The sequence below is a fragment of the Pseudomonas sp. PSPC3-2 genome, assembly GCF_049897085.1.
GTDB classification, from domain to species: Bacteria; Pseudomonadota; Gammaproteobacteria; order Pseudomonadales; family Pseudomonadaceae; genus Aquipseudomonas; species Aquipseudomonas paraveronii.
Genome location: NZ_JAFCVO010000006.1, coordinates 78,075 through 92,214 on the forward strand (window position 1 = coordinate 78,075; position 14,140 = coordinate 92,214).

Annotated in this window: 12 protein-coding genes and 1 pseudogene; 3 read left to right on the forward strand and 10 right to left on the reverse strand. The window is 57.3% G+C overall.

Annotated elements, in window-relative coordinates; translation table 11 throughout:
- Window positions 1–174 precede the first annotated feature (174 nt).
- Together ACP7CJ_RS11970 and rpiB are read right to left on the reverse strand one after the other, a co-directional pair.
- Window positions 175–1,155, reverse strand: coding sequence for a sugar-binding transcriptional regulator (locus ACP7CJ_RS11970; protein ID WP_247401298.1), 981 nt, complete (start codon window positions 1,153–1,155; stop codon window positions 175–177).
- 63 nt (window positions 1,156–1,218) lie between these two features.
- On the reverse strand, window positions 1,219–1,680 hold the full coding sequence (gene rpiB / locus ACP7CJ_RS11975) for a ribose 5-phosphate isomerase B (protein ID WP_426101502.1): 462 nt from the start codon (window positions 1,678–1,680) through the stop codon (window positions 1,219–1,221).
- Window positions 1,681–1,963: 283 nt separating this feature from the next.
- Between rpiB and ACP7CJ_RS11980 the strand changes: the two genes are divergently transcribed.
- From ACP7CJ_RS11980 to ACP7CJ_RS11990, 3 genes and pseudogenes are all read left to right on the forward strand, one after another.
- On the forward strand, window positions 1,964–3,451 hold the full coding sequence (locus ACP7CJ_RS11980) for a sugar ABC transporter ATP-binding protein (protein WP_321862890.1): 1,488 nt from the start codon (window positions 1,964–1,966) through the stop codon (window positions 3,449–3,451).
- Window positions 3,448–4,425, forward strand: coding sequence for an ABC transporter permease (locus ACP7CJ_RS11985; RefSeq protein WP_426101500.1), 978 nt, complete (start codon window positions 3,448–3,450; stop codon window positions 4,423–4,425). The genes ACP7CJ_RS11980 and ACP7CJ_RS11985 overlap by 4 nt, the downstream gene beginning before the upstream one ends.
- Window positions 4,426–4,462: 37 nt before the next feature.
- A pseudogene (locus ACP7CJ_RS11990) lies at window positions 4,463–4,597 on the forward strand (substrate-binding domain-containing protein); the annotation flags it as partial.
- Window positions 4,598–4,846: 249 nt separating this feature from the next.
- On the opposite strand, the gene ACP7CJ_RS11995 reads toward ACP7CJ_RS11990, so the two are convergent.
- From ACP7CJ_RS11995 to ACP7CJ_RS12030, 8 genes are all read right to left on the reverse strand, one after another.
- A complete protein-coding gene (locus ACP7CJ_RS11995; RefSeq protein ID WP_426244278.1) occupies window positions 4,847–5,032 on the reverse strand; it encodes a gp19.5 family protein in 186 nt (61 codons plus the stop codon).
- A 229-nt stretch (window positions 5,033–5,261) separates the two neighbouring features.
- Complete coding sequence (gene terL, locus ACP7CJ_RS12000) at window positions 5,262–7,016, reverse strand: phage terminase large subunit (protein WP_426244280.1); 1,755 nt, start codon at window positions 7,014–7,016, stop codon at window positions 5,262–5,264.
- Complete coding sequence (locus tag ACP7CJ_RS12005; protein WP_426101496.1) at window positions 7,016–7,294, reverse strand: hypothetical protein; 279 nt, start codon at window positions 7,292–7,294, stop codon at window positions 7,016–7,018. Before ACP7CJ_RS12005 ends, terL begins: the two co-directional genes overlap by 1 nt.
- Window positions 7,281–7,745: a hypothetical protein gene (locus ACP7CJ_RS12010; RefSeq protein ID WP_426101494.1), complete on the reverse strand. Its 465-nt coding sequence runs from the start codon at window positions 7,743–7,745 to the stop codon at window positions 7,281–7,283. Before ACP7CJ_RS12010 ends, ACP7CJ_RS12005 begins: the two co-directional genes overlap by 14 nt.
- 12 nt (window positions 7,746–7,757) lie before the next feature.
- The gene (locus tag ACP7CJ_RS12015) at window positions 7,758–8,015 is read right to left on the reverse strand and encodes a hypothetical protein (protein ID WP_276197693.1); all 258 of its coding nucleotides are present in this window, start codon (window positions 8,013–8,015) and stop codon (window positions 7,758–7,760) included.
- Window positions 8,015–8,215, reverse strand: coding sequence for a hypothetical protein (locus tag ACP7CJ_RS12020; RefSeq protein WP_426101492.1), 201 nt, complete (start codon window positions 8,213–8,215; stop codon window positions 8,015–8,017). The genes ACP7CJ_RS12015 and ACP7CJ_RS12020 overlap by 1 nt, the downstream gene beginning before the upstream one ends.
- A 13-nt stretch (window positions 8,216–8,228) precedes the next feature.
- A complete protein-coding gene (locus ACP7CJ_RS12025) occupies window positions 8,229–10,028 on the reverse strand; it encodes a phage tail fiber protein (protein ID WP_426101490.1) in 1,800 nt (599 codons plus the stop codon).
- A 44-nt stretch (window positions 10,029–10,072) separates the two neighbouring features.
- Window positions 10,073–14,122 (reverse strand): transglycosylase SLT domain-containing protein, encoded by a 4,050-nt coding sequence (locus ACP7CJ_RS12030; protein WP_426101488.1) that lies wholly within the window; start codon window positions 14,120–14,122, stop codon window positions 10,073–10,075.
- Window positions 14,123–14,140 lie beyond the last annotated feature (18 nt).

Below are 14,140 nucleotides of genomic sequence, written 5' to 3' on the forward strand. Positions count from 1 at the left end.
CCTACAACACAAAACTATTACAAAACCTGTCCCCAAAGCCCACACACCCCCCATGTGGGAGGGGGCTTGCCCCCGATGGCGGTGTATCAGCCAGCATATATTTATCTGAAAGACCGCTATCGGGAGCAAGTCGAATCGTCGCACCGCCCCTCCCACACTTTGACCCGTGGCGTGTCAGGCTTTACGGGTCGCTTCATCCAGCGCCAATATGGTATGAGCATTAGTCACCGTGGTCGCGAGGGTATTGATCACCCCCGACCGCAACGCCCCCAGCGTCGCCGCCGCCTTGGTGTTCTCACTGGCAATCGCCACCACATCCGGAATCCGGAACAACTCCTGCACCGTCAGCCCGATCACCCGCCCCTGAATGGCGTTGACCGCCGGCTGCCCGTGGATATCGATAAAGTCATAACCCATCATGTCGCCCACTGTGCCGGACAACCGCGCCTGGGCAATTTCCTGGGGCGAGAACCAGCCCATACGAACCATATTGCTGTTCTCGCTCATGTCGCCAATACCGATCAGCGCAATGTCCGCCCGCCGCGCGCGATCCAGGGTCGAGCGCACCGTGTCGTTATTGATCAGCACGCCGCGCAGTTCCGGGTTAGCCACCAGGGCCGGCGCGTACAGACTTTCACTCTCGCCGCCAAAGCGCAGGGCCAGGCGCCGGCAGATATGATCGGGGTTCATGTATTCGCCGGCCTTGAGCGAACCGCCGATGGCGCAGACAAATGTGCAATTGCGCGTCACCGGCAGGAACACGTTATCAGCCACCGCGCCAACGTTACGACCCATGCCCACGGCGACGATCATGCCGTCGCTCAACGTCTTGTTCAGGTAATTGGCCACCAGGCTGGCGACGGCCGAGCGCTGGGTGTCGGGGTCGCTGTGGTCGACGGCGATCAGCGCGCGGTCGAGCTTGAAGCGCTCCACCAGGGCACGTTCCAGCTCATTGTTCATCGCCGGGTGCTGCAACACGCGCACTTCGACAATGCCCTCGTCGCGCGCACGTTTGAGCAGGCGGCTGACTTTTGCCCGCGACAGGTCAAAGCGCTTGGCGATGGCTTCCTGAGTGACGTTCTCGAGGTAATAGAGCATCGCCACTTCGGTCATCTGATCGATATCACTGGCCATGCGCTGGGTACTGTCACTCATGGGGACGGGCTTCCGTTTCGGCGTCAAAGGCGCATTCTCCCGACTCTTGCCCCGCCACGTCTACTACTGATGCCCATTGCGCTCAATCGCATTGATGCGCTCGACCTTGGCCCCGGAACGCGCCGCCTCGAACTCTGACGCGAGGAACGCGGTGACGATGCTCTTGGCCAGCTCCGCGCCGATCACCCGCGCGCCGATGGACAGGATCTGCGCATCGTTGCTCTTGCGCGCACGCTCCGCCGAGTACGTGTCATGGGCCTGGGCCGCGCGAATCCCCAGCACCTTGTTCGCCGAGATGGCCATGCCGATCCCGGTGCCGCACACCAGTACCCCCAGGCGCTGCTGCCCGGCATTGATGGCATTGGCCACGGCCAGGGCGATATCCGGGTAAAGCACTGGCGCGGTGGAATGGGTGCCGAAGTCGGTCACCGGGTGACCCAGCGCTTCGATATGGCGCTTTAACAACTCTTTGAGCTCAAAACCCGCTTCATCGCATCCGATAGCCACCGGGAAAGGTGTGTTCATGGCGTCTGGCTCCGCTGCCGAGGTCGTGCTTATGACCGATCATATGATCAGTCAGTGAAATATCGTTCAGGTATTTCGCGGGCAACCACCCCCCTCTGTCAAGCATGATTTAACTGACTCGGCAGTCAAAGCCGTCTAAAAAGGCGTTATTGAGGCTAAAGATGAGAATCACAGCTTTTACATGAAAGAGATTGACTGATCAGAATTTCATTTGATACACATATGCTCACAGCGAAACATGACTGTGCGACCTAATAAGAATTCACAGCACGAGGACACGCCGATGGCCACGCCATTACTGCTCCAGGCTGAACACGTCGCCAAGGCTTACGCCGGTATCCCTGCCCTGCGTGACGGGCGCCTCTCTCTGCGGGCTGGCAGCGTCCACGCGCTGTGCGGCGGCAATGGCGCGGGCAAGTCGACGTTTCTGAGCATCCTGATGGGCATCACCGCGCGTGACGCCGGTACCATCCTGCTCAACGGCGCAGCGGTGCAGTTCAACCGCCCGAGTGAAGCCCTGGCGTCGGGGATCGCGATGATCACCCAAGAGCTGGAACCCATCCCCTACATGAGCGTCGCCGAAAATATCTGGCTGGGCCGCGAACCGCGCCGCGCCGGCTGCATCGTCGACAACAAGGCCCTGAACCGGCGCACCCGCGAGCTGCTCGAAAGCCTGGAGTTCGACGTCGACGCCAGCAGCCCGATGCATCGCCTCAGCGTGGCGCAAATCCAACTGGTGGAAATCGCCAAGGCATTCAGCCATGACTGCCAGGTGATGATCATGGACGAACCCACCTCGGCCATCGGCGAGCACGAAGCGCAGACCCTGTTCAAGGCGATCCGCCGCCTCACCGCCCGTGGCGCCGGCATCGTGTATGTGTCGCACCGCTTGAGCGAACTGGCGCAGATCGCCGATGACTACAGCATCTTCCGCGACGGCGCCTTCGTGGAAAGCGGGCGCATGGCGGATATCGACCGCGACCATTTGGTGCGCGGCATCGTCGGCCAGGAACTGACGCGCATCGACCACAAGGTCGGCCGCGAGTGCGCCGCCGCCACCTGCCTGCAGGTCGACAACCTGAGCCGCAAAGGCGAGTTCCACGACATCAGCCTGCAACTGCGCCAGGGCGAGATCCTCGGCATCTATGGCCTGATGGGCTCGGGGCGCAGTGAGTTCCTCAATTGCATTTATGGGCTGACGGTGGCCGATTCCGGCAGCGTCACCCTGCAAGGCAAACCCATGCCGATCGGGCTGCCCAAGGCGACCATCGATGCCGGTATGTCGTTGGTCACCGAAGACCGCAAAGACAGCGGCCTGGTGCTGAGCAGCAGCATTCTGTCGAACATTGCGCTGTCGGCCTACAAGCGCCTGTCGAGCTGGTCGTTGATCAATGCACGCAAGGAAACCCAATTGGCCCAGGACATGGTCAAGCGCCTGCAGATCAAGACCACCTCCCTGGAGCTGCCCGTGGCCTCCATGAGCGGCGGCAACCAGCAGAAAGTCGTGCTCGCCAAATGCCTGTCGACCGAACCGGTGTGCCTGCTGTGCGATGAGCCCACTCGCGGCATCGACGAAGGCGCCAAGCAGGAGATCTACCACCTGCTCGACCAGTTCGTGCGTGCCGGCGGCGCCGCCATCGTGGTGTCGTCGGAAGCGCCGGAACTGCTGCACTTGAGCGATCGCATCGCGGTATTCAAAGGCGGCCGGCTGGTGACCATCAGCACCGACACCGCCCTTTCCCAGGAAGCCTTGCTGAGTCTTGCCTCATGAACGCCAAAACCCTTGCCTCCCCCCTCACCGCCACGCCGCGTCACCGCCTGCGTTTGTCCCTGGACCGCTTCGGCCTGCCGCTGGTGTTTATCCTGCTGTGCGTGGTGATGGCGTTTTCCAGCGAATACTTCATGACCTGGCGCAACTGGATGGACATCCTGCGCCAGACCTCCATCAACGGCATCCTCGCCGTGGGCATGACCTACGTGATTCTGACCAAGGGCATCGACCTGTCCGTGGGTTCGATCCTGGCGTTTTCCGGCCTGTGCAGCGCGATGGTCGCGACCCAGGGTTACGGCCTGCTGGCGGCGGTGAGCGCCGGGATGTTCGCCGGGGCGATGCTCGGCGTGGTGAATGGCTTCATGGTCGCCAACCTGTCGATCCCGCCGTTCGTGGCCACCCTCGGCATGCTCAGCATTGCGCGGGGCATGACCTTCATCCTCAACGACGGCAGCCCGATCACCGACCTGCCCGACGCGTACCTGGCGCTGGGTATCGGCAAGATCGGCCCGATCGGCATCCCGATCATCATCTTTGCCGTGGTCGCGCTGATCTTCTGGATGGTCCTGCGCTACACCACCTACGGCCGCTATGTGTACGCGGTGGGCGGCAATGAAAAGAGCGCGCGCACCTCCGGCATCGGCGTGCGCAAGGTGATGTTTTCGGTGTACGTGGTCTCGGGCCTGCTCGCCGGGCTGGCCGGCGTGGTGTTGTCGGCGCGCACCACTTCCGCCCTGCCCCAGGCCGGGGCGTCCTACGAGCTGGACGCGATTGCCGCCGTGGTCATCGGCGGCACCAGCCTGTCGGGCGGCACCGGCAGCATTGTCGGCACGCTGTTCGGCGCGCTGCTGATCGGTGTGATCAACAACGGGCTGAACCTGCTCGGCGTGTCGTCCTATTACCAGCAGGTCGCCAAGGGCCTGATCATCGTGTTTGCAGTACTGATTGACGTGTGGCGCAAGAAAAAACGCTAGAGAACGACCCTACTACAACAATAACGGAGTTCCCCTCATGAAACTTGGTACCACCCTGGCCGCCGTGGCGGCCCTCTCCCTGCTCGCCAGCAGTATCGCCCTGGCCGCCGACGGCAAGACCTACAAGGTCGGCGCAGCCGTCTACGGCCTCAAGGGTCAGTTCATGCAGAACTGCAAGAACTCTTTGTAAATCCAATAGAATCAATACCTTATGTGATCAAGTTAGTACAGCCTTGGCGCAGACTCAGGGGTCCAGAAGGACCAACTTACAGAGGCGTACAGACCCGCGTTAAGGACCCAATGCTCACCCACGCATGCACAGCCGCGAGAGGCCCCACGGGGGGGAACTTTGGGTCATATAAGCATTGAGGTGGTCGCTCCCAAAATTTCGCTATTTTCTCAAAGACCTCCCCAAGTCCGTTCACTCAGCACACCCACCGGCCACCAAGACACATACAGCGCTCCCAAAGGCCTCGACTAAAGGACCACCAGAAGCGAACCCAAGGGCGGCAACGAGCAACGCAAGGAATCTGTAGGTGGCCCGGTGAGTCGCCAGGGTCTTAGTGACAGCCGCAAAGGTCTGCCATCGTGTGGTCATTTTGATCATGCTCGGCCTCCTTTGAGGTTGGTATAAAGAGAGAAGGTGGTAAGTGGTTATAACCACCACCCCACACAGGAGGTCTCTGAGGCATCTTAAAGAAGGTCTTTAAGTATCTATAAGGAACGGCCCCCATCCGGTAATAGTGAGGGGTTCTGTGGCCCTTACAGGCCGTGGCCTACAGAGCAGGCAAATCAGCACCAAACTGAAAAATAAGGGACCCGAAGGCCCCTCAAAGTCATCGCCAACCCATGTAATTGGTGGTCGTGCCGTCCTCTTCGTACTGCATCGTCACGTCGCCCAGCATCATCTGACGGTGGTCCTCGAAGCCTACCAATGGGTTTTCCATGTGGTGCATCAAGAACTCTTCCAGCATCTCAGAGGCTCCAACCTCGGAATCCTTCTCCATGGACTCTGTGAAGAACTGAACGCCAATCGCCAGGGCATCCAAGCGGTCATCGTGCGCCAGTGATCCCCGGTCCTTAGTGATCCTTGAGAGCTGATAGAAGCCGCTGTACTTAATGTCAGTCGTGCCGTCGATGTTCAAGGCGGTCTCATAGTCCCTCGTAATGACATCCTCGGAGACCACAAGCTTATGGCTGCCCAGCACAGGCTCCAGAACGTCGCAGATGCGTAGCTCTTTCTGACCCTTTGACTTGACCTCAGTGACCGCACAGCGGTGCGTCCGGGTCATCACAGGGGTGAACAGCTTCACGTACATGCCATCACCAAAGTTGCCCTCAATGACTACCTCGTTGACCTTGAAGCGCTTGCCGATGTCTGCGAGAGCCTGCAAGGTCTTGTCGTCGTAGCCACCACGGAAACCACCCCAGTCCATCAGGAAGATATAGCCGTTGAGCATGTAGAGGACTGCGTAGCCAGTCTCATCCTTACCGCGCCCGCTTGGGTCAATCACAAGTATCTTCGCGGTGTACGGTGCAGACGCTTGGCCTACAGTCTCGTAGCGGTGGAAGCGATCCCCTTTAAGGCCCACGTTTGGGAGCCCCTTGGCTTCGTTGTTACCGTTCGGCAACCACTGCAAGGTCGTAGGGGCTGTATCGAGGCTGAAGCGCCCCACGATGAAGTCACGCAGTTTCAGCGGGTACTTCTCGGCATCGCTCAGGTTCGGGTTAAGCATGAACTGAAGAGCGAAGCCGCCCTTTCCGTATGACAGCTCACGCTCACGCAAGTCAGTGTCATCGAATCGAACAGGGTCTGTAGGTTTCCAGTAAAGGGTCCCGTCAGCTTCCAGCTCGTTCGCAATCATTGGTGCCAAACGATGGCCGTAGCTCTCACGGTCTTTCTGGTCTTTCGGGTATCTCGCAGGCCAGATGGTGGTCACATAGCCACGGTTTTCCAGCTCACGATAAAGAGTCATCTCAGTTTGGGGGGTGCCCAGGTAGATGATCGTAGAGGCGTCTCCCGGCTTCAGGATCGCATCGAATTCCTTAACGAGTTCGCCCAGATGCTCACGGGCAACCTGAGTGGCTGAGTTGTTCGGGACCTCAACGTCATCCGCGATCAGGATGTCAGCACGGGACCCCGCCAGTTGGCCGGTGATACCTACAGACTTCACAGATGGCGAGTGGTCGGGCTTGGCGGGTCCCACGTCGAAGCTCAGGGAGCTATCACGCTGCCCCGCCCCAGTCTTCAGCTCGGCAAGGAACGGAAGGAGGCCGATGATTCTCTTGATGAAAATAGAGTTGGCATCTGCGCGTTCCTTCGAGGCCGACACGATGAGGAACTTGAGCTGCGGGTTATTCCACAACTTCCAGACCACAAAGGCGCACGTAATGAAGGACTTACCGATGCCCCGGAAGGCTTGCAGGATGAACCGTCGTTGCTTTCCGTCGCTGAGAGTACGTGCCATATCAATCTGGCACTTGGTGGGCTTAGGGAGGTTTAGAGCGCGCCACAGGACAAACAAAAAGGCCACAAAGGACCTTTTCATTAACGCTATGTCCTGCTCGCCAGTGCGAACAGTTCGGGCCATTAGACGGCCTGCCAGACTTCGCGGGTAATCGTCTCGGTGACTTTCTGAACCTCATGGAGTTCTGCGCCTTCATCTTCATAGCTGTAATACCAATCGGTGTGATACGAGCCGGAACGGCTGACATAGAACGAATAGAACTTCCCTGTTGCGAGATGCTTCACGATGAAATCGCATTGCTGATACTTATGGTCCTGGGTCCACTCCCCTTCTTCGACTTGCTCCAAGTCCGGGTGATCCTCACGAACCAGTTGGCGTAACTCCTGTTTATTTAGTTGCATTGCGCTCTCCTTTCAGTTCTTTAATTACTCCTTGCAGCCCCGTTACTTGGGCGTCTGCTCGCTGGGCTTGCTCGATAAGGAATCGAGAAGTGTCTTCTGATAAGTCGGCGTAACCATCAGGGACGGGTCTACCTGCACTTGTGACTGAACGCACGGTTGCATCGGCAAGTTTGACCCGCAGGCTGATACCGTCATTACGCAACCTACCAATAACCCCGTCAGCCAAAGCCGACTGGTCTTTAAGGTACGCTTGCCATTGCAAAGAAATATCCGCCAAAGCCTTTTGAGATAGTTCACGTTCTTCCTCCTGTTTCTGCCTGTAGACTAAAGCTGTCTCAGCGTCCTCTTTAAGGTGTTTCTGGTCAGAGTCGTGATAGCCCTTGAAGTAAATCCCAAGAGCTACCAGACAGGCACACAGAAGCCCCAAGAGAACCTTGGTAAGGGTTGTCATGGTTGTGGCTCCTTAGTGTTGAGTTGCTGGACCGTAAAGTTCTTCGTCGGTCAACTCAGGGACTTCCGCAAGCGCAGACGCCAAGTCACCCAGTAGGGACTCATCAGGTTGCAACTTAGCGATAGTGAACTTGTGACGGTCGAGATACTTGCCGATGGCGTTGTATAGCTGAGGGGTTCGTAGCTCAGGCTTCTGTAGGTCCCGCAAAAGATTCTTGCCGGTCTCAGTGTCGATTGCCTCAAGTAGTTGTTCAAGAATAGATTGCGACATTAACCCTCCTGTTTTGTTTGGACCCCCTTCACAGTCTTGTAGACCAAGACGGCGCATTGAGTTAGCGAGTAGATAATGGCCGCTGCATAGAACCAGTCGGACATTGTTAAACCAGCAAAACGGCTTGCTACATCAGCACCAGCCGCAGCTACAACAGGAGTGGCGCGAACCACCCCCTCGTTAAAATTTAGTTCGATCATTAAGTCCCCCCCTTTAGGCAAGCTGTAGTTTGAACAGGAACACACGGCGGATACCGTACTGGTTATTAGGCTTACCAGATCGAACAGTGATCCTGCGCCCAGCCTCGGTGAGTACGAACAGCATTGCGCCGCCCGAATCGAACTGCACGTTGTGTTCCTCAGTTGGTGAATCCCCATAAGGGATGCAGTTTGTCGTGGAGTAGAACTTCGCACCACCGTATATCTCGAACATGTAGAAGTCTCCCGGCATCAGAGCCTCGCGCAGGTACAACGTAGAACCCGGCGCGCCTTGGTCTCCAGTACCGCCAGCAGTGTCCACACCGCGCTCCCATATAACTGTAGGCACGTTGCGAATACGGGTTCCCGGCGTCACGCGCCCCAGCGCTTGAGCTAAAGAGCCGCCAGTCATCCATGAGGCCTGAATGTCAGCGTTTGCAGGAATAGTTGCGTCAGGCAAGGCAACCATTGTCATGCCCGAGACTCTACCGCTTCCCTCGACAACGAGCTGGTAAGGTCCTTCACCGCCCCGAATACGAATCGCCTTATCAGGACCGGAATAGATAACACCACGTGTACCTGTTGGACCAGACAACCAGAAGTGGGCGTTTGCCGCGTCTACAGGAGACGCAGAGTAGAACGAGCCAGAGTTGGCGGTGATGGTACCGGATACAGCAAAGTTACCGCTTGGATCAAGACTCGTGAACGGCACCCCCACACGATTCCGTTGATAAACAGCACCGTTAGGCTCGTAACTCCAGCTAACAAAGTCACTTATATCATCTGTGCCCTGCCTCTGAATGTAGAGCGCCTGTTTGATAAGATGCGTACCCCGGAAGCGTACAGCGTAACCCTGGACATCGAAGATAGTGCCCATGAGAGCATTCGCGTTACCCAGTTTGTCAGCCTCAACTTTCGCACGGTCAGCCTCGGTCTTAGATCGATCAGCTTGAGTTGTTGAACGGTTTGCATCCTGATACGCCTGAGCCGCGCTATTGGCGGACTTTCTGGAGTAATGCAGCGACGAGTACAGGCCGGGGGTCACCAGAACATCCTCAGCGGCGTTAGCCCATGCCTTCGAAAGGTTCGAGTTGGCGATCGAAGTGGTAGCGGATTCCTTGGACTGTGCAGCCGATGTGCTTGAGTTACCAGAATGCCGCGCCGACTCATTAGCCATGACCGTGGATGTTCCCGCCGCGTCAACCGCAGTTCGCGCCTGAGAGTTCGCAATGTTAGCTTGCTGGGTCGCAATGTTAGCTTGCTGCTCTGAGCGGTTCGCCTGGTTCAACGCCGAGGCTCCCCATGCTTTATCTTGCCGCAAGGTAACGGCGTCACCATCCAACACGGCATCCGCAAGGTTAACAAGGCGCCGGCCACGGGCATCCAAATCACCATCATTGTTCACCGCAATGGTGTCCGCCGTCAGGTCACGGGCTTCTTCAGCAATGTGCAGCGATTGAACCTGTGAGGTGTTCAAATCGTAGGCCCGAAGAATCGACCCATCGGCAAAGTCAACGAGGCGATCAGTTGCCGAAGTAACCCGGCGAATCTCTATACTTGTGAATTGATCCCCAGGCCCCCACGCCTTTGTGGTCGTGACATTGGTACGGGAAGTAAACCGATAGTCGGAGTTAAGCGTAAGGGTCTGCCGTGTTTTACCAATAAGGGTCACGGCGATGAACTTACGAGCCAAATACTCGAATGGAATTGTAAAGTCCTTTTGCGCACCATTAAGTGGATACGTTAGGACTGTCTTGGGAGCGGCCATTAAGTCCTCCTTTGGAGTTTCTATAGGGATGAAAGGAAGCAGACTCATGAAGACATCTGCTCATAGTGAGGGTTTCTACTGCTGTGGCTTACTTAGCGAATCTCTACGCCCTGGCCTTCCATCATCATCAGCAAGAGCTTCTGTGACACCGGGTCGTTAGGTACGAGACCACGCAGGCCATTGAAGACGCCTGTCATGTATTCCTGATCAGCTCTACGCGAGTCCGTACCAAGGGCACCAAAGGCGCTATCCGTAACCTGCCACGCGCTGCCCACAGTACCCATTGAGGGGACTTGTTCGGCAACCCGACCAAGGAGGCCAGTAATCTGGTCAGACTTCAGCGGTGAATACTTCATAGCGCCAGTGTCCCGTTTCTCTTTAGGCCCCCGTGGGAGGATCGAAGAACGGACCATTGCGGCCTGATCAAACCCCAAGGGAGCAGCCACGATGTTAGCCAAGCCCAAAGGCGCACCAATGTGGGAACTTCGGGACAGTGCCGCGTAAGCCAACATCTTGGGATCAAGAGATTTCTGTAGGAAGTCTTCGCGCTGGTCCTTGGGCATGCCCGCTGCTTGGCTGTACTTCATTGCCACGTACATAGACAGGCCAAGGCCCGTGGAGATTACGGCTTGCATCGTCTGATCAATCGCGCGGCCGTTCTTTGTAGCCTCATGGAAACCACGGATCATTCGAGAGTTCACAGAGCGCAGTACGAACTTCTTGAACTGCATCGCCATGCCCATACCAGCACCGTGAGCCACAGTGTCAGCGTTGGAAAGCGTGTGGGGTCTCAGGATGGTTTCGTTAGCGATCTTGTCGCCCATGCGCCACATGGACATGGAGTTCGGATCACGTTGAAGCGCAGCCTTATCCTTGATCTTGTAGCGACCCTTTGAGTCCACGACCATGTGCTTCTTAATCATGGCTTTGATGCCAGCGAACTGCTCGGGGCTGATTGACATCCCGTGAAGTCGTTGAGGTGTAAAGAGGCTCGACTTACGGCCCGCCAATACGTGATCCACCAAGTCCGAGAGAACCCCTGAACGACCTGCGTCAGCAATGTAATTCGAGGACTCAGTAAGGAACTTGGTGAATGGGCTCCAGGCCGAGAGTTCCTGTGTGGCGTACTTAGCCGTACCCACTGCCTGAGCAAGCAAGGGGTTGGTGCCTGCCTGATCCCGCAAGCGCTGCACGATGTCCATACGACTCGGACGGATTGAGTTATCCAGCTCACGACCGAACACCATTGAGTGCATGTCCTTGAGGTCCTTAGCGCTGATCTTCGAGCCCCATTGGGTCATCTCACGGAGCAACGGCACGCCTTTAAGCAGCATGTGGGTGTGGCCCTTCGTGACCATACCGGCCACCTCTGTGATGGACTGCACGCCCATGTAGGCGTTCTTAGCCATGAAGCTCAGGTCCATCAGAGTCCTGCCAGCAGTCGCAAGGGCGCCTTCGGGACTCATTCGGGCTTGCTGCGTGAGAATCTTTACGGACTCGCCCAGTGCGGCCCTTTCGGCCTTGGTGCCTGTAGTGACCTTTGCGATGTCTTGAAGAAGCTCTTCGGTGGATCGCCCAGTGGCCCCCATGATCCCAACGTCACCATTCATACGGCGGTTGTAGCTGGCGGTGATAGGAATCAGGTCAAAGCTACGAAGGTCGTTCACTGCAAAGGTTGCACCATCGGCCAAGGTGATAGACATATCAGAGTCGAACAAGTGCCGCCCTTCAAGAAAGTTGTTCGTAGCCGATGCTGACGATAGTCCCTGTGAGTCCACCAGAAGGCTCGATGCATTAAGGTCATCGCTCTGTGCGACACCATAGGCTTTATCGTTGGCGTACTTCTGGACTGCCCCTTCCAGTTGACCCGCTTCGAGCTTCGTACCGCTTCGCGCCGCCGCATCGGTGAGGAACTTATCGACCCGAGCCTTGACGTGTGGCCGACTCTTGTATGAAACCAACCAGCTATTAGCAATCACCTTCTGTAAACCCTCTACACCACCAAACCGAAGTGCATGCAGTGCTTTCAGAGCGGCGTCATAAACGTTAGGAATATAGGAACCGGCGTGACGTGTTTCGGGGAGAATAGAGCGAGCATTCGGATTGCCGAACTGTTGCGGGAACTCCGCAATGTCCGCCTTGTGGTCATAGTGACCCCGTACTGTTTCCCCGTACTCCTGCTCTTTCTTACTGAGCTGTGACCACTTTTTACCAGTCGGGTCTTCAATAGCCTCAGATACGCGACGGTCCACAGTCCCCATAGAGGCCTTTCTGCCACCAGCAGTCATTGCGTACTGAGGGTCCGTGATGGCCTCCACGAGCTGTTCCGACATCCTGTTGATGGTCATATGATCCCGGCCAGCCTCCCGCTCCACGATGTCTGAGGCGACAGGCCCAAACTTTCCGTTAGACCCCGACTGCATCCCTGTAGGAGACCTGAAGAGGTTCCCACCAATGGCGCGCACTTCATCACTCTCGGCCCTCAGCAACGTCAAGCCAATCTCAGTAAAGCCGGCCATCTGCGCCCCCATAGCGGCTCTCTCGGGAATGACATCAGGCATGAACTGAGCGGCCTCCTGAAGCGTCTTGGGGTTCAACGGGTTGTTAGCTGACAGAATAGAACCGTCTTGTAGCCGCACTGCCCCCGGCTCGCTTGGGTGATCCACGTAGTTCACCCCAAAGGCTTCTTTAGGCTGCTCACCGGCCAGCCATGGGAAACGGGAAGGATCTTCCTGCCCCAACTGACGGGCTGTCTCTCGGGCCTCCAAGCGAATGCTCGGACCCGCGAAGTCGTTTAGGTCAGGCTCCATATCAGGGTGTAGGTCAAAGCGCTCATTTGGTAAGCCGGACTCACCATGCCGCGCAAGGATCGACTCAAGGTCAGCGTCTGGAATATCTGCACGGGCATTGATGGGTGTTGGCCTCAGCGCTCTATCAAACAGAGCTGTGGCACCCGCACCAAACAAAGCACCACCCACAAGAGCGGTCCCGTAGTGGCCCTCAATGCCCGTGATGTTTTCACGCAGCCCCTCAGAGGCCACCGCAGCGGCACCCGAGTACATCGCACCTTGAGCCACCCGAGAGATGAGACGGGCACCAGTTGCCCCTGGAATAGGCGTGTAGGTCAAAGGGTCCAGACCCGCACCCGCAAAGCCACCGACGATCTGAGCGCCTGTCCCCGCGTTCCCAATACGCTGCTCATACGCCATGTTCTCCTTTGCCATCGCAATGGCGTTCGGAAGGTTTGCCCGTTTGCCCTTGGCATAGTCCTGCACAAAGCTGAAGTATTGAGGGTCAACGCCTTCCTTGCGGATCATGTCGTAATCGTCAGCAGTCCACTGAGAGTTGTCGCTTGGGTTCACCCAGTCCAGAGGGTCATGGTCTTCCTGTGTTGCGTACCGGAACAACGAGGCAATCGGGGAGGTAGCCAGGGAGGCCGCTGTGGCATCGCCTGTCCCCTCGAAGGTGCCCTTTTCGGGCTTCCCAATGTGGTTCTCAAGGGTGATGAAGTCCTGTTGAGTCTGAGGAGCTGTGCCACCTTCCAGATTCATGTTGCCCAACTGAGGGAGGTCCTCACCCACACGGACCTTAGAGCCTGCCGTCACACCCCGAGTAGCATCCTCAAAGCTGACGGCTCGGGCCTTTGGGTTGATACCGGGATCGGTCACCCCTTGAGCATCGAACCATTGACGGGACGGCGAGTCACCGGACACATCCAAAAGCTTGCGCATGTAGTTCTGACCCTCGGGACTGATCTTGGTGAAGTCACCTTGATCCAGCGCAGCCAACTGAGGGGAACCCAAACGGCCCTGGCCTTGGTTGTATGCCAATGCGGCCTTCAGTAAGTCGCCTTGATAGGCGCCTTTGAGGTCCTTGAGGTGACGGGCAATCGCGGGAACTGCCTTCTGTGGGTCCAAGCGGTCTTGAGGGGTCATCAGCCCGTAAGCCTTGCCGGTCAGCTCTGTGAACTGCCCGAGACCCAAGGGGCCTGTGGGGGATTTGGCAGTGGTGTTGAAGCTCGACTCGTTGTAAATGAGCTTGTGCATGAACTCGTAGGGGATTTCATTGCGGTCCGCTTCTTGGCGAATCATAGCGTCGTAGGGTGTCCCCTTGGCCTTCACAGATTCATAGTCGTTACTCATAGAGGTCTCCTTTATTCA